Origin of the sequence: Streptomyces sp. NPDC050610, assembly GCF_040654875.1 — a bacterium.
Taxonomy (GTDB): Bacteria; Actinomycetota; Actinomycetes; order Streptomycetales; family Streptomycetaceae; genus Streptomyces.
This window is the reverse complement of record NZ_JBFAIV010000008.1, coordinates 131,994-151,354: the sequence shown is the minus strand read 5'-3', so window position 1 is coordinate 151,354 and position 19,361 is coordinate 131,994. Positions and strand designations below refer to the sequence as shown.

Genomic DNA, 19,361 nt, shown 5'->3' with positions numbered 1-19,361 from the left:
GACACAGTCCCCAACCAACCGATCGGAACCGATCAAACGCTCACCCTGAGTGCCGTTGATCACGACTGAGTCGCTGGAACGGCCCTCGCGTGAAGCTCTATGATCGCCACATTTCCAGCAAAGCCACGCGGGAGCGAGCGGTGAGCGGAACCCCCGACGGCCAGGGCGGCGTGCCCGCAACGGCGCTGCCAACGATCACTGAACGTAGCGCGACCTCCGGCGACCATCACGCCGGATACCGCACCGGGTACCGGCCGGACTGTCTCGCCGATTACCGCGCCGCCTTCAACGGCGCGCATCTGGCGATGGCCGTGGTCGACCGGGGCGGCTTCATCCTCACCGCGAACGCGGCGCTCGGCGCGCTGCTCGGCACCGAGCCCGCCCGGCTCACCGCCACCCCCGCCGCGGACCTGGCCGATCTGCGCGCGGACCCGCGCACCTGGGCCGCGTACCGCGAGGTGCTGCACGGCCGCCGCGACCGGCTGCGCTGCACCCGCCGGCTCCCCCGGCCCGACGGCGGCCGGCTGTGGGCCGAGATCGTCGTCGCGCCGCTCCCCGACAGCTGCAACGCGCTGCTGTCGGTGGCCGACATCAGCGAGCGGTACGACCTCCGGGCCCGGCTGCGCCACCTCCAGATGCACGACCCGGTGACCCGGCTGCCCAACCGCGGCCTGTTCTTCGAGCGGCTGTCCATGGCGCTGGAGGCGGCGACGTACGAGCTCGGCGGCAGCGGCCGGATCGGGCTGTGCTACCTCGACCTCGACGGCTTCAAGGCCGTCAACGACACGCTGGGCCACCGCGTGGGCGACCGGCTGCTGACCGAGGTCGCGCAGCGGCTGACCGAGTGCGCGGCGCCCGGCGGCCACCTGGTGGCGCGGCTCGGCGGCGACGAGTTCGCGCTGCTGGTGGAGGGCTCCTCCGGGACCGAGCAGGTCTCGGACCTCGCCGCGGCCGTGCTGGCCGCGCTCCAGCGGCCGTTCGACGTGGCGGGGCAGCGGCTCGCCGTCTCGGCGTCGATCGGCGTCGTGGAGCGGCCGTCCGTCGGCACCCACGCCACCGAGCTGATGCAGGCCGCGGACACCACGCTGTACTGGGCGAAGGAGGACGGCAAGGCGCGCTGGACGCTCTTCGACCCCGAGCGCAACGCGCACCGGATGACGCGCCAGGCGCTGTCCAGCACGCTGCGGCCGGCGGTGGACCGGGACGAGTTCGTGCTGGAGTACCAGCCCCTGGTGGGGCTGGACGACGGGACCGTGCGGGGCGTGGAGGCGCTGGTGCGCTGGCGCCATCCGCAGTTCGGCACGCTGGCGCCGAATCGGTTCATCGGACTTGCTGAAGAGAATGGCGCGATCGTCCCGCTGGGCCGCTGGGTGCTGGCGACCGCCTGCCGCCAGGCCCGCCGCTGGCAGCTCGCGCACCCCGAGGCGCCGATCACCGTCAGCGTCAATGTGGCGGTGCGCCAGGTCTGGGACTCGGATCTGGTCGCCGACGTCGCGACCGTGCTGCGGGAGACCGGGCTGCCCTCCCGCCTCCTCCAGCTGGAGCTGACCGAGTCCGCCGTGATGGGCTCGGCCGGCCGGCCGCTGCAACAGCTCCAGCAGCTCAGCGACATGGGCGTGGCCATCGCCATCGACGACTTCGGCACCGGCTACTCCAACCTCGCCTATCTCAGCCGGCTGCCGGTCTCCGCCCTGAAGCTGGACGGCTCGTTCGTCCGGGGCTTCCGGACCGACGAGCACCCGAACCCGGCCGACGAGACGATCGTCGAGGCGCTGGTGGAGCTCGCGCACCGGCTGGGGCTCAAGGTCACGGCGGAGTGCGTGGAGAGCGCCGAGCAGGCGCGCCGGCTGCGGCGGATCGGCTGCGACACCGGCCAGGGGTGGTTCTACTCCCGGCCGGTGACGCCGGAGCTGATCTCCGCGCTGGTGGTCGCCGAGGGCCATCCGGCCGACGGGAGCGGGCCGGTGCGGGAGGTCCGCCCCGAGGGGGGCGGCCACCCCGAAGCGGGCGGCCACCCGGTGGAGGAAGGCCACCCCGAAGCGGAAGATCGCCCCGTGGAGGAAGGCCACTCCGAAGCGGGAGGCCGCCCCGTGGAGGAAGGCCGTCCTGTCGAGGAAGGCCACCCCGAAACAGGAAGCCGTCCTGTCGAGGAAGGCCGGGCGGCCGAGGAGGGCCACCCGGACAGTGCGGGTTAGCCCGCGTCAGGCGTGCGGTCCTCCGAGGAGGGGGCCGGGAGGTGCGGCAGCTCGTACGCGTCCGCGATCAGTTCGTACGAGCGCAGTCGCGCGTCCCGGCCGTGCGCGTTGGCGGTGATCATCAGCTCGTCCACGCCGGTCCGCTTGACGAGCCCGTCGAGCCCCGCGCGGACCTCGTCGGGCGTGCCGTGCACGACGTTGGCGAGCCAGCTGTCGACGAACTCCCGCTCCGCGGGGCTGTATTCGTACGCGGCCGCCTCCTCGGGGGACGGCACCAGGCCCGGCCGGCCGGTGCGCAGCCGCAGCATCGACAGCGCGCCCGTACGCACCTGGCGGAGCGCCTCCTTGCCGTCCTCGGCGGCGAACGCCTGCACGCCGATCTTCGCGTACGGCCGGTCGAGTACCGCCGAGGGGCGGAAGGACTCGCGGTAGAGGTCGAGCGCGGGGACGGTGTTGGCGGCCGAGAAGTGGTGGGCGAAGGAGAACGGCAGCCCGAGCGTCCCGGCGAGCTGGGCGCTGAACCCGGAGGAGCCCAGCAGCCAGATCACGGGCCGGTCCGCGGACTGCACGCCGCCGGGGACGCTGCCCTGCACCGGGCCCGGGACCGCGTGGATACGGGCGTAGCGGTGGCCGCCGGGGAAGTCGTCGTCCAGGAACCGGGTCAGCTCCGCGAGCTGCTGCGGGAAGTCGTCGGCGCCCTCGTGCAGCCGGTCGGTGCGGCGCAGCGCCGCGGCGGTCGCGCCGTCCGTGCCGGGGGCACGGCCGAGGCCGAGGTCGACCCGGCCCGGCGCGAGGGCTTCGAGGGTGCCGAACTGCTCGGCGATGACCAGGGGCGCGTGGTTGGGCAGCATCACGCCGCCGGAGCCGAGGCGGATGCGGTCCGTGTGCGCCGCGAGGTGGGCCAGGATGACGGCCGGGGAGGACGACGCGACACCGGGCATGGAGTGGTGCTCGGCCACCCAGAACCGCTGGAACCCGCGCCGCTCGGTCAGCCGCGCCAGCTGGACCGTGGTGCGCAGCGCCTGGCCGGCGGTCAGGCCGCTGCCGACGGTCGCCAGGTCCAGTACGGACAGGGGTACGGGCGCGCTGCCCCTGGGCTCCGCCCGGACGGTGTCGTGGGTCTCGTCGACGCCGCCCTTGTCCCGCACTTCGGCCACGGTGGCCCGCCTCTCCGGTGGTTCTGTCGGCGGCGGATCCGCGCTGGTTCCGCCCGTCGGTCACCGAAGTCAACCGGAGCTGCTCTCCGGTTATTCCCGCCGCCCGGGAATTCTGGGAATTCCGGGACGGGGCCGCCGTACGCGCCGCGTGGGCCCATGCCCGTACGAGGCCGGGCCGGCCCACGTGGCGGCGGCCACCGCCTATCGGGCCCGCCGTCCTACAGGGCCCGCCGGCCGTCCCCGAAGAGCCTCCCCAGGTCCGGGCAGGCCGCCGCGTGGCCGAGCAGCCGCAGTCCCTCCCAGGCCGTGACCTGGTTGGCCGTGAGCACGGGCTTGCCCAGAGCCGCCTCCAGTGCGGGCAGATGCGCCGCCGTGTGCAGGGCCGTGTCCGGGAGGAGGACCGCCTGGGCCGTGGGGTGGTCGCCCGCTCGCGCCAGCTCCAGCACCTCCTCGCGGCCCCACGTCCCGACCTCGGCGGCCGTGATGATCCCGCTGCCGCGGGCCGCGACGACCTCGATCCCCGCCGACTTCAGGAAGGCCGTGAAGTACTCGGCCACGTCCGCCGGGTACGTCGCCGCCACCGCGACCCGCTCCGCGCCCACGGCCCGTACCGCGTGGGCGAAGGCGAACGACGTACTGGAGGCCGGCAGACCCGCGGCGGCCGACAGCTCGCGGACCTGCTCGTGCGCGCCGTCCCAGCCGAACACGAAGCTCGCGCTCGTACAGGCCCAGACCACGGCCCCCGCGCCCTGCCGCCGCAGCTCGGCGACCCCCGCCACGAGCCGCGCCGCGGACCCCATCTCCAGCAGGGCGTCCACTCGGTGGGCGTCCTCGCCGATGTCGGTGTGGACGAGCGGCAGCCGGACGCCGCCGATGAGCGACGCGAGGCGCGGGTAGTCGTCCTCCGCGGAGTATCCGGGGTACAGGAATCCGACGGTGGGCGGCTGTTCTGTCAGGAGGGCCGTCCTGGGGTCCTCCGTCTTGGGGTCCTCCGTCTTGGGGTCCGTCGGCGGGTCCGTCTGCGGCGCGTGGGGCATCTGCGGCTCCTGGCTGACGTGGGACGAGGGGAAGAGGTGGTGCGGTCGGGTTATCCGGGGTCCTCCGACAGGGCCTGGCCCGGCGGGTCGAACCCCTCGGCCGGCTCCCCGTCCGGCACGGCCGCCGGGCCCGCGAGCGCGGCCTCAGCGACGGGCGGTACGGACGGCACGGCCGGCATGGCGGACGGGGGCGGAACCGACGGGACGGCCGGGATGGCCGGGATCGGAATGGCCGGGATCGGCGATACCGGCGGCGGCGCCGAGCACATCCCCGCCGGGCCCGATCTCGCGACGGGGTCCAGCAGCGCCTGGTACGGGCCCACGGCCCGCACCCCCGCCAGCCGCAGCGCCGCCCAGACCGTCACCTGGTTGGCGGAGAGCACCGGCATCCGCAACTCGGCCTCCAGCTGCGGTATCACGTCGTACGTCGGCAGGTTCGTACAGCTGATGAAGAGCGCGTCGGCCGCGCCCACCACCGCCTTCCGGGCCATGTCGACGACGTCCCGGTAGGCCACCTTCCAGATGTGCCGGGTGAGTCCGAGGTACGCGCGGCCGGTGACCGTGATGCCCGCGCCCGCCAGATACTCCTCCAGCGAGTCGGTCACCGACTTCGTATAGGGGGTGACCACGGCGATGCGCCGGGCGCCGATCTCGCGCAGCGCGTCGAGCAGCGCCCCGGAGGTCGTCACCGCGGGCACCTCGCCGGCCTGCGTCATGGCCGCGCACATCGCGCGCTCGCCGGGGACGCCGCCGACGAAGCTGCCGGAGGTGCAGGCGTACGCGACCACGTCCGGCTCGACGGCGGACAGCGCCCGTACCGCGTGGCGCAGGGTCTCGTGCTCGCTGACGAGCCGGGCGAGGTCGAGACTGACCTCGACGGGCACGAAGGGCGTCCGGGTCAGATGCAGGGAGACCTCATCGGGGACCCACCGCCACAGTTCGCGGTCGAGCGCGAAATCGAAGGGGGCCACCACCCCCACGCCGCACTGCGGCCGCGGGCCGCCCATAAAGGAGGAGACGTCCATATCGCACTCCAATACAACGGAGAGCAGGGCCATTGGCCTGGGAAACAGCGGGCCGGCCTGCGCCGGGACGTCGGGACAGAGGGTGTTCCGTCGGCATAATCAGCGCCTTATTGACGACGGTAGTTTCAGGTCCCTAGCGTGGTCAATCCTCATATCTCCGGCGACCTGTCGACTGCCTCCGACACCCAAGCGGACCCCCATTGCGAAACGGTTTCCCGCCTATGTCCGAAAGCACCGTTCTCGTCCTCGGCACCGAACCGCCGGTCCGGCTCGACCGTCTCGAAGGCCGCGCCTCCGTGGTGGTCTGCGACGACGCCTCCCTGCCCGAACTGCTGCCGACCGCCGACGTGCTGCTGGTCTGGGACTTCGGCTCCCGGGCCGTCCGGGACGCGTGGCCCGGCGCGGGCGCGCGGCCCGCCTGGGTGCACACCGCGAGCGCCGGAGTGGATCATCTGCTCTGCCCCGAACTGGCCGCCTGCGCGACGCTGCTCACCAACGCGCGCGGCATCTTCGAGCAGCCGATCGCCGAGTACGTCGCCGGACTGGTGATCGCCATGGCCAAGGATTTCCCGGGCAGTTGGGAGTTGCAGCGGCAGCGCCGCTGGCGCCACCGGGACACGATGCGGCTGGCCGGCACGCGCGCCGTGGTGGTCGGCGGCGGGCCGATCGGGCAGGCCGTGGCCCGTACGCTCGCGGCGCTCGGCATCACCGCCGAGCTGGTCGGGCGTACGGCCCGGCCGGGCGTGCGCGGCGCGGACGAGCTGGACCGGCTGCTGCCGGCCGCCGACTGGGTGGTGTGCGCGGCCCCGCTGACGGCGGCCACCCGGGGGATGTTCGGCCGGGAGGCGTTCGCCCGGATGAAGCCCACCGCCCGCTTCCTCAACGTCGGGCGGGGCCCGCTCGTGGTCGAGGACGATCTCGTGGAGGCGCTGGTCGAGCGGCGGATCGCGGGGGCGGCCCTCGATGTGTTCGAGAGCGAGCCGCTGGGCGTGGACAGCCGGCTGTGGGATGTGCCGGGGCTGTTCGTCTCGCCGCACATGAGCGGGGACACGGCGGGCTGGCGGGACGATCTCACGGAGCAGTTCGAGGACAACTTCGACCGCTGGGCGGCGGGCGAACCGCTGCTCAACGTCGTGGACAAACGGCTCGGGTATGTCCCGGCCGCATCCGGGACGCCGGCGACGGCCGCCGCGGGAACGAGCGACACGGAGACCACCGGCGCGGGAACGAGCGGCACGGAGACGACCGGCACGGAGACCACCGGCACCGGAACGACCGGCACGGGCACCACCGGCCCGGGCACGACCGGGACGCCTGGCACGACCGACCCCTCGCGGAGGACCGTATGACTTCACTGGCCGACCTCACGGCCCTCCAACTCCTCGCCGGCTACGGCTCGGGCGCGTTCTCCCCGGTGGAAGTGGTGCGCGCCAACCTGGCCCGCATCGAGGAGGCGCCGCCCGCCGTCAACGCCTTCACCCGGGTGGCCGCCGACGCCGCGCTGCGGGAGGCCGAGGCGTCGGCGGCGCGGTGGCTGCGCGGCGAGCCCTCGGGGCTGCTGGACGGCGTGCCGGTGACCGTCAAGGACCTGCTGCTGATGCGCGGCGAGCCGACGCTGCGCGGCTCGCGGACCGTACGGGCGAAGGGGCCGGCCTGGGACGAGGACGCGCCCTCGGTGGCGCGGCTGCGCGAGCACGGGGCGGTCTTCCTGGCGAAGACGACGACGCCGGAGTTCGGGTGGAAGGGCGTCACGGACAGCCCGCTCCACGGGGTCACCGGCAATCCGTACGACCCCTCGCGCACCGCGGGCGGCTCCAGCGGCGGCAGCGCCGCGGCGGTGGCGCTGGGGGCGGGGCCGCTGAGCCTGGGGACGGACGGCGGGGGCTCGGTCCGCATTCCCGCGTCCTTCTGTGGAATCTTCGGTCTCAAACCCACCTATGGGAGGGTTCCGCTGTATCCGGCGAGCCCGTTCGGGACGCTCGCGCACGTCGGGCCGATGACGCGGGACGCGGCGGACGCGGCGCTGCTGATGGATGTGATCAGCGGCCCGGACTACCGGGACTGGTCGGGGCTGGGGCCGCACGGGACGACGTTCCAGGAGTCGCTGCGCGGCGGTGTGCGGGAGCTGCGGATCGCGTACAGCCCGAGCCTGGGGGCAGGCGGGCCGGACGGGCACGGCGTGGTCGACCCGGAGGTGGCGGCGGCGGTACGGCGGGTGGCGGAGCTGTTCGAGCGGCTGGGCGCGCGGGTGGAGGAGGCCGATCCGGGGTTCGCGGACCCGGTGGAGGCGTTCCACACGCTGTGGTTCAGCGGCGCGGCGCGCGTCGTGCAGCCGATGAGCGCGGCGGACCGGGAGCTGCTGGACCCGGGGCTGCGGGAGATCGTCGAACTGGGCGAGTCGTACAGCGCGTTGGACTACCTCGGGGCGATGGACACGCGGGCGGCGCTCGGCCAGGCCATGGGGCGCTTCCACAGCACGTACGACCTGCTGCTGACGCCGACGCTGCCGATCACGGCGTTCGAGGCGGGGCACGAGGTGCCGCCGGACTCGAAGCACACACGGTGGACGGGGTGGACGCCGTTCACGTACCCCTTCAACCTCACGCAGCAGCCCGCCGCGACGGTGCCGTGCGGGCTGTCGGAGGACGGGCTGCCGATCGGCGCGCAGCTGGTGGCGGCCCGGCACGCGGACGCCGTGCTGCTGCGCGCGGCACACGCGCTGTACGAGGCGGGGGTCGCCGAGCGGGTGACGCCCGCCCGGTAGGCCGCAGGCCGCAGGCCGCAGGCCGCAGGCCGCATGGAGCGCGTACGGGCCGCCGGCGGGTCGCGCGCGGCTGCCCGTACGCGGCGGTCCGTACGCGGCGGGTCAGGCCCTGCGGAAGTTGAGGGTCTCCCCCAGCGCCCCGGCCCGCCACAGGTCCTGGCAGGCGTCCGCCATGCGGTCGAGGCCGTCGACGACGGTGCCCCAGACGATGCCCGGGACCCAGCCGGCGTCGCCGTTGATCAGGAGGTTGTTGCGCTCGTAGAACAGCGCGAGGTCGACGACCTGGGACCGGCCCTGGTGCTTGGCCCGGCTCTCGTAGCCGTACGCCTTGGTGCCCAACTCGGTTTCGGAGAAGGTGAAGTAGCAGAGGTCTCCGGGGATCGGGGTGACCGTCGGATTCTCCAGCGGCGGCTCTTCCAGGGCGAACGTCGGCAGCAGCGCGTAGATCTCGTTGCGCGCGTACTTCGCGTGGTAGACGTCGCCGCCGAGCGGCAGCGCGTCCCACACGGCCGCGCAGGTCAGCGGGGCCCGGTCGGTCAGGAGCCGGGCCGTGCAGCTCACGCCTCGCTTGTCGAGCGAGACTTCAATGAATTGATCACTCATCGCCGTTCCTCTCCTGCTTCCGCTTGCCGTCGGTTCTTCTCCGTCGTTCTGCCTGACTGTGTTTCAGCTTGCCTGACTCCGCCGCCGATTGCGGCGCATTGACCCACCGAACAACAGCTGTATCAAGGTCCGAAAACGATCTGCATATATTCGACGGGGCGGGGTAGCCGCGCGCCCATGGCTCCATCTATGGAGAACAACAGGAGAATGGTGATGCGCCGCCGCTCGCTGCTGGCGGGCGGGGCGGCAATGGGTCTGCTGGGCGCCGTCGGCTGTAGCCGGGTGTCGACAGCGGACGCCGAAGACGGGGGGAATCTGCTGGACCGGCTGAAATCGCAGGGCACGGTCCGGTTGGGGATCGCGGGGGAGATCCCCTTCGGCTACATCGACAAGAACGGCGATTTCACCGGCGAGGCGCCGGAGTTGGCGAAGGTGATATTCCCGCGCCTGGGGGTGCCCCGCGTCCAGCCGGTGCCGACCGAGTTCAACTCGCTCATACCCGGCCTCAACTCGCAGCAGTTCGACGGGATATCGGCGGGCATGTTCATCAACGCCGACCGCTGCTCGCAGGTCATCTTCGCCGACCCGGACTACGAGGTCCTGGACGCGTTCATCGTCCGCAAGGGCAACCCGAAGAAGCTGCGCACCTACGCCGACGTCAAACGGTCCGGGGCCAGGCTGGGCAGCGGCACCGCCTATGCCGAACTGGGCTACGCGAAGAGCGCGGGCGTCACCGATATCCAGGTCTATCCGGACCAGTTGGCCGGGCTCCTCGCCGTCGAACAGGGCCGCGTGGACGCCTTCGCCGGCACGAGTCTGACCGTGCGCAATGTCATTCGGCAGAACCCGGGCGCCAAGGTCGAATCCACGGAACCATTCCTTCCGCAAGTCGACGGCAAGGATGTGCACGGCGCGGGCGCTTTCGCTTTCCGCCCCGGCGAGACCGAGCTGCGCGACGCCTTCAACGCCGAGCTGCACAAGATGAAGAAGTCCGGGGAACTGCTCCGCGTGATACGTCCGTTCGGCTTCACCAGAACCGAGATGACCAATCTGACCGCAGAGGAGTTGTGCGGGAAATGACAACGGGACTCTGGCAGCACTGGCTGCTGCCCGGTATCTGGGTCACCATCCAGCTGACCGTGTACAGCGCGGTATTCGCGGCGGTCGTCGCCTTCGGCGTCGGCATCGCCCGTACGTCCCGGCTGTGGATCGTCCGGTTCGTCACCGGCGTCTATGTCGAGGTCTTCCGCGGCACCTCGGCGCTGGTGCTGATGTTCTGGCTGTTCTTCGTGATGCCGCTGGCCTTCGGGCTCCAGCTCGTCCCGATGTGGGCGGCGGTCCTCGCGCTGGGCCTGTCGTACGGCGCGTACGGCTCCGAGATCGTGCGCGGCGCGCTGGCCGCGGTCGCGCCGGCGCAGCGCGAGGCGGCCGTGGCGCTGAGCTTCACGCCCGCACAGCGGATGCGGCGGGTGATCCTGCCGCAGGCCGTCCCGGAGATGATCCCGCCGTTCAACAATCTGCTGATCGAGCTGCTCAAGGGCACCGCCCTGGTCTCCGTGATGAGCGTCGCCGACATCGCCTTCGCCGCCCAGCTCTCCCGGCTGGCGACCGGCGCGAGCCTGGAGATCTACGCGATCATCCTGGCCATCTACTTCGTGCTGGCCTTCGTGCTGACCCGGCTGATGCGGCTGCTGGAGCGCAAGGCCAAGGCGGGCATCGGCCAGGCCCCCGGGAAGGGCGTGTTCCCGCGGCGCGGGGCGAAGCCGGGAGCCGCGCTGACCGCCGGAGGTGAGCGGTGAGCTGGGACTGGGAAGCCGCCCGGAAATTCTGGCCGGAGCTGCTGCACGGGCTGGGCGTCACGCTGGAGGCGATGGCCCTCGGCGCGCTGCTCGCCTTCGCGCTGGGCCTGGTGTGGGCGCTGGCCTTCCGCTCGCCGACGCGGTGGGTGCGCTGGCCAGTGACGGCGGTGGTGGAGTTCGTGCGCAACACGCCGCTGCTGGTGCAGCTGTTCTTCTTCTTCTACGTGCTGCCGACCTGGGACATCAAGTTCTCGGCGCTGACCACCGGGGTGATCGCGCTCGGCCTGCACTACTCGACGTACACCGCCGAGGTCTACCGGGCGGGCATCGACGGGGTGCCCGCCGGCCAGTGGGAGGCCGCGACCGCGCTCAGCCTCTCCCGGGCCCGTACCTGGACCGCGGTGATCCTGCCGCAGGCGGTCCGCCGCGTGGTCCCGGCGCTCGGCAACTACGTCATCGCGATGCTCAAGGACACCCCGATCCTGGCGATCATCGGCGTCCTGGACATGCTGCAGAACGCCCGCCTGGAGGGCGCCCGGACCTTCCAGTACGTGGAGCCGTTCACGATGGTCGGCATCGCCTTCATCGTCATCGCCTATCCGGCATCTCTACTGATGCGAGCCCTGGAGCGACGCCTTGGCCACTGAATCCGACACCCCGACCGCGGCGCCCGCCGAGGGCCGCGAACTCATCCGCTTCGACGGCGTCACCAAGCGCTTCGGCGCCAACACGGTCCTCGACGGCCTCGACTTCACGGTCGCGCCCGGCAAGCACGTGACCCTCATCGGGCCGTCCGGGTCGGGCAAGACCACGATCCTGCGGCTGCTGATGACGCTGCTGCGGCCGGACGAGGGCACGATCAAGGTGGCCGGCGAATACCTCACGCACGAGGAGAAGGGCGGCAAGCTGGTCCCGGCCGGCGAGAAGCACACCCGCGAGGTGCGCAAGAACATCGGGATGGTCTTCCAGCAGTTCAACCTCTTCCCCAATATGCGGGTGCTGCGCAATGTGATGGAGGCCCCGGTGCACGTACTGGGGCTCGGCAAGGACGCGGCGCGGGAGCGGGCGCGCGAGCTGCTGGACCTGGTGGGGCTCGGCGACCGCTGCGACGCGTACCCGACGCAGCTGTCCGGCGGCCAGCAGCAGCGGGTGGCGATAGCCCGGGCGCTGGCGATGCGGCCCCAGGTGCTGCTGCTGGACGAAGTGACGTCGGCGCTCGACCCCGAACTGGTGGCGGGCGTGCTGGACGTGCTGCGCGACATCGCGCACACGACGGACATCACGATGCTGTGCGTGACGCACGAGATGAACTTCGCCCGCGACATCTCCGACGACGTGCTGATGTTCGACTCGGGCCGGGTGATCGAGTCCGGTTCGCCGGAGAAGATCTTCACCGACCCGGAACACGAGCGGACGCGGGAATTCCTGAGTGCGGTGCTCTGAGAACGGCCGGAACCGCGCCATTGATCGGGCACGGCCGGCCATCCTGAACTGACGCCGCGGGAGCCCGTACTCTCACTTTTATCCCGCTGACATATGCCAGTGTGGCGCGCTCCTGAACAGGGCCCCGGAGCGCGTCACAATTCTGGCCAACAACCGCCCCATTTCCCCCTCTTGGCGGCTATCGTGGAGTCGCAAGCGGCAACCTGCTGGAAACTGCTAGGGGGAATCCGTGGCGCTCAAACCCGAGCCGACCGCGCCGTTCCACTCGGTTCAGTACGCCCTGCGCGTGCTCGAAACGGTCGCCAAGCACGTCGGCGGCGTCACCGACGCACAAATAGCACGCGAAACGGGACTGCCCACCGGCCACCTCGCCCACCTGCTGCGCATGCTCCGCCGCGAGGGCTACGTGGAGCAGGTCACGGACAGCACGTACGCCGTCGGCGAGGCGCTGCTCCTGCTCGGCTCCGGCGGCGGCGACCGGCGAGCAGCCCTGAAGGGCAAGCTCCAGCAATCCCTGGACACCCTGCGCGACTCCCTCGGCGCGGCCGTCTACATCAGCCGCTACATCGACGGCGAAGTCAAGATCACGCAGTACGCGGACGGCCCCGGCACCCCCAAGGTCAACGAATGGGTCGACTTCCGCTCCGCCGCGCACGCCAGCGCGGTCGGCAAATGCCTGCTCACCCAGCTCGACTACGACGACCGCCGCGACCACCTCTCGCGCCACAAGACCGCGCGGCTCACCTCCCGCACGATCACCAACGAGAAGGTCCTCTTCTCCAAGCTCGACAGCCAGCCGGCGACCGTCCCCGTCCTCGACCTCCAGGAGTACGCGGTGGGCACCGTCTGCGCCGCCGTCCCCATCACGGCCGGGCACGCGGTCGGCTGCCTGGCCCTCTCCCTCCCCCTGGAGCACGCCCACCGGCTGCGCCAGGCGGCCGACACCCTGAACCGCTCGGCGGCCCCGCTGCTGCTCTCGCTCACGCTGTGACGCCGGGTGTCAGGAGCACCCCTCGGGAGCAGGTAGTATTTCTTTCGTCAGCACGCGCCGCTAGCTCAGTTGGTTAGAGCAGCTGACTCTTAATCAGCGGGTCCGGGGTTCGAGTCCCTGGCGGCGCACAGACAGAGTAGAGGCCCCTCACTCCGGTGAGGGGCCTCTACTCGTGCGTACACCGCTCCCCTGCCCCGCGCGGGTCAGGGTCTTCCGCCCACCACGCCAGGCGACGGCGCGCTCACGTCTTGAGCACGGCGACCGAGCGGGCGCGCTCGGCCAGCTCCCGGACCGCGCGGATCTTGCCGTATGGCCGGACGCGCCGCCGCATGGCGTCGAAATGCTCGTCCCCGCGCGCCGTGGACAACTGCACGTAATCATCGAGGAACGTGTGCCACGTCACACACGCCGCTTCCACGTGCCCGGACTCGAATTGCCGCTGGGCCAGCAAAGCGTTCGAGTGCACCCGGCCCTGTCGCTCCTGCCGCGGCTGGACCTTCAAGGATTCACGCAGGGCCCGGATCGACCCGCCCAGGTCCTTGAACTCGTACAGCACGTGGGACTCGTGGAAGTGGTACGAACTGGCGTCGTAGCCGCCGACGGACTCGCGCCGTGAATCCGCCTTCGACAGGGCCGCCTCCGCCTCACCGAGTCTGGCGATGGCGGAGCGCCGGTCGCCGGTCATCGACGCGGCGTGGGCCTGCTGCCCGGCGAGGAACGCCCGCAAGCGCGGCCCGGCCTTCGGGGAAGCCTCCGCGGCGGCGTCGGCGAGCCGCAATGCCTTGCCGCCATAGCCGAGGTTCGACGCCTGGAGGCTCATGCCGCGCAGCGTGCGGCAGTAGGTGAGATGGTCCTCGGCCGCTCCGGCCAGCTTCAGAGCCTTGCCGTAATAGCGCTGCCCGAGACCGTGCTCGCGCTCGTACATCGCCATCCAGCCCGTCAGGTACACGAGGTCCGAGGCGGCGGCGAGCATGTCCTTGCGGACTTTCTCCGCGGCCGACGCCTTCAGATACGGAGCCACCGTGTTGACCAGGAAGGCGGCGGCCATCGGCCGGGCATGGCCGCCACCGAGTTCATCGAGGATGCCGGCGATCCGGTCGGTCATGGTGCGCACGGTGGCGACCTCGCCGGAACCGATCCGCGCGGTACGTCCGGTACCGCGCTCCACCGCCCCCGCGAGGTCGGGGAACAGCGGAACAGTCAGCGCCGCCGAGTACACGCCGGCAGTGAGTACGCCCCTACGGGATGGGTCCATGTCCGCCCTTCCGACATCGATGAGGTCTTCGAGAACATCGCCGCTCTCCCCCGCCCCCCGCCGGACCGGCGAAGCCGGCCTCGGCGTGAGTGACCGGACGTCCGAGTCGCCGGGCGAGCGCTTCGAGGATGATGGGCCGGGCCCGCGCCCGCGGCATGGTCCCGGAAAGCCAGTGCGACACGGCCGACTGGTCGTAGCGCAATGCCAGTCCGGCCTCGGCGCCAGTGCGATTCACCGCGTTCGCGAACTGCCTCCATGACCACCTGGTCTCGTCGAGCAGGCCGGCCAGGCCGGGGTTGGGTGCGTACGGGCTGTTCGGCATGGTCCAACTCCCGCTGCAATTCATGGCTTTCATGCTCACGGCTCCCTCTCACGGTACCGGTCGAGCCCGCTCCGGGGGTTACCTGAACGTACGAACCGCAGCCGCGAGGGAGCCGCAAATGACCCCCGCCATGACGGACCAGATCGCGCACATCAGCGAGCTGTTTCCCCACGGCGCGGTTCCGGCGCGTGAGGACTTCGGGCTCACGCTTTCCCCCGACCGCCGGTCGGCGTGGTCGGGAGCCGGCAGGGGCGCATGCCCGATGACTTATGTCATGGACGGGTCGTGATCGGCGGCTCTGCCCGGCAGAGGCGGCTGCCAGCAGGCTTGTCCGTATGACGACGCTTCCGCTCGCGCAGGATTCGCGGCAGACCGGTCCGGTGGCGGCCACGGAGACGGCCAAGACCACGAATGGCGGGCCCATCAAGCCGCTGCCGGTCTGGTTCTTCGCCTTCGAGGGGGTCATGTCCTCCGCGTACGACCTGCTGCGCGCCTACCCGCAGGCGATGTATGCGCTGATCGCCGTGGCCGTGGTCAATATCGGGATCTCGCTGACGGTGCTGCGCCCGCGGGTGCGGCTGGCGAAGCGGTTGTGGCGGGGGAAGGGGACGCGGAAGGTGGCGATCGGGCTGGTGCTGCTGCGGGTGGGAGCGCATGTGGTGCTGGGGGCGCTCGGGCTGGCGGTGGCGGGGACGTTCGGCCATCTGCTCTTCGCGGTGCTGATGTCGGCCACCACGGTGACCCTGCTCTGGTACGCCCAGCGGACCGCGCTGCGCGCCATCGCGCGCGACGACGCCCTTACTGCCGCCTGACGGCGGGGGCGGCCCGTACCATGGTGGCCGGCCGGACGGTCCGGGTCCGGACCGGACAGTACAGCAGAGAGGAGAAGCCGCATGCCGCGCTCACGCCGGCACTTCGCCGTCACGGCGCTGCTCCTTCTCCTCGCCGCGCTCTTCGTCCCGAAGCCGTGCGCGCTCGCGGCGGCGGCGCATTCCGAGTCCGCCGCGCGGACGGCCTTCGCCGTCGTCGCCGAGCAGTCGGCCCCGTCGGCCTCGGTGCCCGGCAAGTGCGCGCCGGATCACGCGCCCGCGCAACCCGGCCCCGACGCCGCCGTCGCCCATCCGCACTCCGACCCGCTGCCCGGGCCGGGTGTCGAGCCCCTCCCGTACACCGCGCCGCCGCTGCCCCGCGCCGGTGGCCCGCGGGCTCCGCCGCTGCCCGTCGCGGGCTGCGCCGAGCTCCTGCCGGTTCTGCGGATCTAGCCGTATCGACACGCCACCCGGCCTGTGACCAGGCCGGTCTTCGGCATGTTCCGATCCTGATGGTCCTGACGGTCCTGAAGGTCCTGATCGCCCTTGGCGACCCTGGTGGTCCTGAAGGTCCTGACGGCCCTCAGCCGTCCTGGCGATCCCCGCGAACCCATCGAGCCCTTCGAGCCCTGGAGCCCGATCCCCCATGTCCTCCCGCATCACCTCCCCCTCCCGTCGCGTCGCGGCCATCGGCGCGGTCTTCGCGCTGATCGTGGCGCTCGTCGCCACCGGCATCGCCGTGGGCGAGAACATCAACGACGACGGCGGTTCCGACTCGGCCGCCTCCTCCGACGCGTCGGCCGGAACCGGCGCCGGCCAGCAGGGCGACGCCGCCGCGGCCGATCCCGAGCAGCAGAAGATGTACGACCAGTTCGACAAGGCGACCGCGCGCCGCGAGGACGGCGACGCGCTCGCCCTCGGCAAGAAGGACGCGCCCGTCGTGCTCGTCGAGTACGCCGACTACCAGTGCTCGTACTGCGGCCGGTTCACCCGTGAGACGCAGCCCGAGCTGGTCAAGAAGTACGTGGACGACGGCACGCTGCGCATCGAGTTCCGCAACTTCCCGATCTTCGGCAAGGACTCGGAGCGGGCCGCCCGCGCCTCCTGGGCGGCGGGCCGGCAGGGCAAGTTCTGGGCGTTCCACGACGAGCTGTACGCCAAGCTCCGCAAGGGCGACGCCCTCGCCGAGGACAAGCTCGTCGACCTCGCGCGCAAGAGCGGCGTCGGCGACGCGGACCGGTTCCGCGAGGACCTGAAGGGTTCGGCCGCCGCTGCCGCCGTCAAGAAGGACCAGAACGAGGCGTACAGCCTGGGCGTCCAGTCCACCCCTTCGTTCGTCGTCGGCGGTCGGCCCATCGCCGGGGCCCAGCCCATGAGCGCCTTCGAGGAGGCCATCACGGCGGCGCGCGACCACGCGAAGGCGGCCGCCAAGTGAACGACATCGGCTACCTCGCCGCCTTCCTGGGCGGCGCCCTCGCCCTGCTCAGCCCGTGCAGCGCGCTGCTGCTGCCCGCGTTCTTCGCGTACTCGCTCGCGAGCCCGGGCAAGCTGCTGGCCCGTACCGGCGTCTTCTACCTCGGGCTGGCCACCACCCTGGTGCCGCTCGGCGCGGCCTCCACCGCCGCCAGCCGGCTCTTCAACGGCCACCGCGATCTGCTGATCACGATCGGCGGCTGGGTGGTCATCGCGCTGGGCGTGGCGCAGATCGTCGGCCTCGGCTTCGCGTCGAAGCGGGCGCAGGCGGCGGCGGGGCGGATCACGCCTCGGTCGGCGGCGTCCACGTTCCTGCTGGGCTGCGTGTACGGGCTGGCCGGATTCTGCGCGGGCCCGATCCTCGGCGCGGTGCTGACGGTGACCGCGGTGAACGGCAGCCCGGTGTACGGGGCGTCCATGCTGGCCGTCTACGCGCTGGGGATGGCGCTGCCGCTCTTCGTGCTCGCCCTCTTCTGGGACCGCTTCCACCTCGGCCGGCGGGGCTGGCTGCGCGGTCGCGCGTTCCGGCTGGGCCGCCTGGAGCTGCACACCACGTCGCTGGTCTCCGGGCTGTTCTTCATCGGCATCGGGGCGCTCTTCCTGACCTTCGACGGTACGACCGCGCTGCCCGGAATCCTCGACACCGACCAGGAGTTCCACCTGGAGGAGATCGCCTCGCGCATCGGCAACGCCGTTCCCGACTACGTACTGCTGGCGATCGTCGCGCTGGCCGTGGCCGCCGTCCTGGGCCGGATCGCGCTGCGCCCCGACAAGCCGGACGAGGCTGGCAAGGCCGACGAGGCCGGCAAGGCGGACGAGGCCGATGAGGCCGGCAGTCCCAGCAAGCCCGGTGGGCCGCTCGGCGCGACCGACAGCCCGGCCAAGACGGCCGAGGGCAGGGGCGACGGGGAGAAGGCCGGGGCCGAGGCGGGTTCATGACGCGGGGCGGCCGCGCCTCATCCCGCTTCGGTGTCCAGTCTGAACCACACCGTCTTTCCGGTGGAGTTGAGGTCCACGCCCCACGTGTCGGCGGTCTCGGAGAGCAGGAACATGCCGCGGCCGCTCTCCGCGAAGTAGTCGGGCTCCTTGACCGTCGGCATTCCGGCGTCGGCGTCGCTGACCGCGGCCCGTATGCCGCCGGGCAGGTTGTCGATGGTCAGCACGCACTCCGCGGTCGCGGTGTGTTTGTGGACGTTGCTGAGGAGTTCGGTGACGCACATGGCGGTGCCGGGCACGAGGTTCGCGCGGTCCCACAGCCGGAGCTGGGACGCGACGGCGCGGCGTACGCGCGCGAACGCGCGCGGCTGGGCGACGAGTTGCTGCTCGTAGCGTTGCGGGGGATATTCGGCCATGGCGGACATGGCTCCTCCTACTCGCCCCCGGCCGCGAAGAGTTGGCTGCTGTGATGTGGATCTTACGAGACGACCGCGGGTGCGCGAAGCCGGGGAGCGTGGGAAATCTCGAACAACTCCGGAAATCCGGCGTCGCCGAGCGGGCGAAGGGCCTCCCCGGGGGTGGGAGGGAGGCCCTTCGTGGGTGCCGCGCGCCCTGTCGAGCGGTCAGAGTACGCGGCTGCGGAGGCTCAGAACTGGATGTCCGAGCAGGAGTAGAAGGCGTTGCCCGTGTCGGCGATGGTCCAGACGCCGAGGATCAGGTGCTTGCCGGTCTTCTGGGTGGGGATGGTGCCCTGGTGCGTGACGGTGGACGCGGGGATACGGCCGCCGAAGGGCACGGTCATGAACGGCTGCGGCTCCAGGTCGGCGCGGGTCAGCGGCTTGTTGGGGTTGTACCCGTCCTTGGTGATGTAGTACTTGAAGTCCGTGGTGGCGTGCTGGGCGGGGAGCTTCCAGCGGAACTGGAAGCCCTGGCCGGCGGTGACCGTGGTGGCGGGCCACTTGCCGCCGCGCGGGTCGTCGAGCTCCGCGAACCTGCTGTTGCCGCCGGCACAGATCTTGCCGTCGGCGGGCCCGCGGCTCGGGAAGCCCTTGGGGCCCTCCACGCTCTGCGGCTCCCATTGGATCTCGCCGCAGTTCTTCACAGTGCCCTTGGCACAGTAGGACTGCCGGCTGGTGGGCGAGTCGACATAGCCATGGCTGGACGCGCTGCCGGTGGCGAACAGTGAGACACCCGCGATGGACAGGCCGATCACGGCGGCACTGATCTTCTTGCGCATGCTTCGCTCCCTGAGAACGTGGGGGGTTCTGTGAGTCGAGTGAAGTGCGGTCTAGACCAACTGGGAGGCTAGTACCAGCCGTTCATCATGTCCAGACCAATGGGGGCCCGGATTCGGCCGCAGTACGTACGTACTCCCGTCACCCGCCCGCCGCCGAACCCACCCCCGGCGTCCACCCGAGCCGCACCACCGGACGCGCCCCGGCAGCCCGTCGCATACCTGGTGGACGGGCTGCGCCACCGGCCGCCCAGCCGCGACGCGCCTGCGCTCCGGACCGGCGTACGGCGCCGCGTCCGGCGCTTCCCGCGTCAGCCG

The 19,361-nt window shown here is 71.7% G+C and carries 18 protein-coding genes, 1 tRNA gene and 2 pseudogenes; 14 read left to right on the top strand and 7 right to left on the bottom strand.

The window, feature by feature from the left end; genetic code table 11:
- Positions 1-140 precede the first annotated feature (140 nt).
- Complete coding sequence (locus tag AB0I22_RS12925) at positions 141-2,195, top strand: EAL domain-containing protein (RefSeq protein ID WP_363130779.1); 2,055 nt, start codon at positions 141-143, stop codon at positions 2,193-2,195.
- On the opposite strand, the gene AB0I22_RS12920 is transcribed toward AB0I22_RS12925, so the two are convergent.
- From AB0I22_RS12920 to AB0I22_RS12910, 3 genes are all read right to left on the bottom strand, one after another.
- Positions 2,192-3,343, bottom strand: a complete 1,152-nt coding sequence (locus AB0I22_RS12920; protein ID WP_363130903.1) for an LLM class flavin-dependent oxidoreductase — start codon at positions 3,341-3,343, stop codon at positions 2,192-2,194. The genes AB0I22_RS12925 and AB0I22_RS12920 overlap by 4 nt on opposite strands.
- Positions 3,344-3,570: 227 nt before the next feature.
- The gene (locus tag AB0I22_RS12915) at positions 3,571-4,389 is read right to left on the bottom strand and encodes a decarboxylase (RefSeq protein WP_363130778.1); all 819 of its coding nucleotides are present in this window, start codon (positions 4,387-4,389) and stop codon (positions 3,571-3,573) included.
- Between the two features lie 50 nt (positions 4,390-4,439).
- Positions 4,440-5,414 (bottom strand): aspartate/glutamate racemase family protein, encoded by a 975-nt coding sequence (locus AB0I22_RS12910; protein ID WP_363130777.1) that lies wholly within the window; start codon positions 5,412-5,414, stop codon positions 4,440-4,442.
- Positions 5,415-5,635: 221 nt separating this feature from the next.
- Here AB0I22_RS12910 and AB0I22_RS12905 point away from each other — a divergent pair.
- Together AB0I22_RS12905 and AB0I22_RS12900 are read left to right on the top strand one after the other, a co-directional pair.
- Positions 5,636-6,574, top strand: a pseudogene (locus tag AB0I22_RS12905) (D-2-hydroxyacid dehydrogenase); the annotation flags it as partial.
- Between the two features lie 185 nt (positions 6,575-6,759).
- Entirely contained in the window at positions 6,760-8,178 is a 1,419-nt protein-coding gene (locus AB0I22_RS12900) for an amidase (RefSeq protein ID WP_363130776.1), read from the top strand.
- A 102-nt stretch (positions 8,179-8,280) separates the two neighbouring features.
- Here the strand turns inward: AB0I22_RS12900 and AB0I22_RS12895 are convergent, their stop codons facing one another.
- Positions 8,281-8,781 carry a DUF3830 family protein gene (locus AB0I22_RS12895; RefSeq protein WP_363130775.1) on the bottom strand — a complete coding sequence of 167 codons (501 nt, stop codon included), beginning with the start codon at positions 8,779-8,781 and terminating at the stop codon, positions 8,281-8,283.
- 177 nt (positions 8,782-8,958) lie between these two features.
- Here AB0I22_RS12895 and ehuB point away from each other — a divergent pair, with 177 nt between their 5' ends.
- The 6 genes from ehuB (at position 8,959) to AB0I22_RS12865 (ending at position 13,142) form a co-directional block, all read left to right on the top strand.
- Positions 8,959-9,861: an ectoine/hydroxyectoine ABC transporter substrate-binding protein EhuB gene (gene ehuB / locus AB0I22_RS12890; protein ID WP_363130774.1), complete on the top strand. Its 903-nt coding sequence runs from the start codon at positions 8,959-8,961 to the stop codon at positions 9,859-9,861.
- Entirely contained in the window at positions 9,858-10,580 is a 723-nt protein-coding gene (ehuC, locus tag AB0I22_RS12885) for an ectoine/hydroxyectoine ABC transporter permease subunit EhuC (protein ID WP_363130773.1), read from the top strand. Before ehuB ends, ehuC begins: the two co-directional genes overlap by 4 nt.
- Positions 10,577-11,227, top strand: a complete 651-nt coding sequence (gene ehuD / locus AB0I22_RS12880) for an ectoine/hydroxyectoine ABC transporter permease subunit EhuD (protein ID WP_363130772.1) — start codon at positions 10,577-10,579, stop codon at positions 11,225-11,227. The genes ehuC and ehuD overlap by 4 nt, the downstream gene beginning before the upstream one ends.
- A complete protein-coding gene (ehuA, locus tag AB0I22_RS12875) occupies positions 11,217-12,023 on the top strand; it encodes an ectoine/hydroxyectoine ABC transporter ATP-binding protein EhuA (RefSeq protein ID WP_363130771.1) in 807 nt (268 codons plus the stop codon). Before ehuD ends, ehuA begins: the two co-directional genes overlap by 11 nt.
- Before the next feature lie 229 nt (positions 12,024-12,252).
- Positions 12,253-13,014, top strand: a complete 762-nt coding sequence (locus AB0I22_RS12870; RefSeq protein ID WP_363130770.1) for an IclR family transcriptional regulator C-terminal domain-containing protein — start codon at positions 12,253-12,255, stop codon at positions 13,012-13,014.
- Positions 13,015-13,068: 54 nt separating this feature from the next.
- A tRNA-Lys gene (locus AB0I22_RS12865) sits at positions 13,069-13,142 on the top strand.
- A gap of 113 nt (positions 13,143-13,255) precedes the next feature.
- Here AB0I22_RS12865 and AB0I22_RS12860 read toward each other — a convergent pair.
- A pseudogene (locus tag AB0I22_RS12860) lies at positions 13,256-14,591 on the bottom strand (hypothetical protein).
- A 118-nt stretch (positions 14,592-14,709) separates the two neighbouring features.
- Between AB0I22_RS12860 and AB0I22_RS12855 the strand changes: the two are divergent.
- From AB0I22_RS12855 to AB0I22_RS12835, 5 genes are all read left to right on the top strand, one after another.
- Positions 14,710-14,880 (top strand): hypothetical protein, encoded by a 171-nt coding sequence (locus tag AB0I22_RS12855; RefSeq protein ID WP_363130769.1) that lies wholly within the window; start codon positions 14,710-14,712, stop codon positions 14,878-14,880.
- A gap of 46 nt (positions 14,881-14,926) precedes the next feature.
- Positions 14,927-15,403: a hypothetical protein gene (locus tag AB0I22_RS12850; RefSeq protein ID WP_363130768.1), complete on the top strand. Its 477-nt coding sequence runs from the start codon at positions 14,927-14,929 to the stop codon at positions 15,401-15,403.
- 81 nt (positions 15,404-15,484) lie between these two features.
- Complete coding sequence (locus tag AB0I22_RS12845) at positions 15,485-15,853, top strand: hypothetical protein (RefSeq protein WP_363130767.1); 369 nt, start codon at positions 15,485-15,487, stop codon at positions 15,851-15,853.
- A 193-nt stretch (positions 15,854-16,046) separates the two neighbouring features.
- Positions 16,047-16,835, top strand: a complete 789-nt coding sequence (locus tag AB0I22_RS12840; RefSeq protein WP_363130766.1) for a thioredoxin domain-containing protein — start codon at positions 16,047-16,049, stop codon at positions 16,833-16,835.
- Positions 16,832-17,812: a cytochrome c biogenesis CcdA family protein gene (locus AB0I22_RS12835; RefSeq protein ID WP_363130765.1), complete on the top strand. Its 981-nt coding sequence runs from the start codon at positions 16,832-16,834 to the stop codon at positions 17,810-17,812. Before AB0I22_RS12840 ends, AB0I22_RS12835 begins: the two co-directional genes overlap by 4 nt.
- Positions 17,813-17,829: 17 nt before the next feature.
- Here the strand turns inward: AB0I22_RS12835 and AB0I22_RS12830 are convergent, their stop codons facing one another.
- The gene (locus tag AB0I22_RS12830; protein ID WP_363130764.1) at positions 17,830-18,225 is read right to left on the bottom strand and encodes an ATP-binding protein; all 396 of its coding nucleotides are present in this window, start codon (positions 18,223-18,225) and stop codon (positions 17,830-17,832) included.
- 230 nt (positions 18,226-18,455) lie between these two features.
- Complete coding sequence (locus tag AB0I22_RS12825; RefSeq protein WP_363130763.1) at positions 18,456-19,046, bottom strand: lytic polysaccharide monooxygenase auxiliary activity family 9 protein; 591 nt, start codon at positions 19,044-19,046, stop codon at positions 18,456-18,458.
- Positions 19,047-19,361 lie beyond the last annotated feature (315 nt).

Bases quoted from the DNA above. Each gene is read 5' to 3' on its own strand.
- AB0I22_RS12915 (WP_363130778.1), bottom strand. From the start codon at position 4,389: ATGCCCCACGCGCCGCAGACGGACCCGCCGACGGACCCCAAGACGGAG.
- AB0I22_RS12910 (WP_363130777.1), bottom strand. From the start codon at position 5,414: ATGGACGTCTCCTCCTTTATGGGCGGCCCGCGGCCGCAGTGCGGCGTG.
- AB0I22_RS12900 (WP_363130776.1), top strand. From the start codon at position 6,760: ATGACTTCACTGGCCGACCTCACGGCCCTCCAACTCCTCGCCGGCTAC.
- AB0I22_RS12895 (WP_363130775.1), bottom strand. From the start codon at position 8,781: ATGAGTGATCAATTCATTGAAGTCTCGCTCGACAAGCGAGGCGTGAGC.
- ehuB (WP_363130774.1), top strand. From the start codon at position 8,959: ATGGCTCCATCTATGGAGAACAACAGGAGAATGGTGATGCGCCGCCGC.
- ehuC (WP_363130773.1), top strand. From the start codon at position 9,858: ATGACAACGGGACTCTGGCAGCACTGGCTGCTGCCCGGTATCTGGGTC.
- AB0I22_RS12855 (WP_363130769.1), top strand. From the start codon at position 14,710: ATGACCCCCGCCATGACGGACCAGATCGCGCACATCAGCGAGCTGTTT.
- AB0I22_RS12850 (WP_363130768.1), top strand. From the start codon at position 14,927: ATGACGACGCTTCCGCTCGCGCAGGATTCGCGGCAGACCGGTCCGGTG.
- AB0I22_RS12845 (WP_363130767.1), top strand. From the start codon at position 15,485: ATGCCGCGCTCACGCCGGCACTTCGCCGTCACGGCGCTGCTCCTTCTC.
- AB0I22_RS12840 (WP_363130766.1), top strand. From the start codon at position 16,047: ATGTCCTCCCGCATCACCTCCCCCTCCCGTCGCGTCGCGGCCATCGGC.
- AB0I22_RS12830 (WP_363130764.1), bottom strand. From the start codon at position 18,225: ATGGCCGAATATCCCCCGCAACGCTACGAGCAGCAACTCGTCGCCCAG.
- AB0I22_RS12825 (WP_363130763.1), bottom strand. From the start codon at position 19,046: ATGCGCAAGAAGATCAGTGCCGCCGTGATCGGCCTGTCCATCGCGGGT.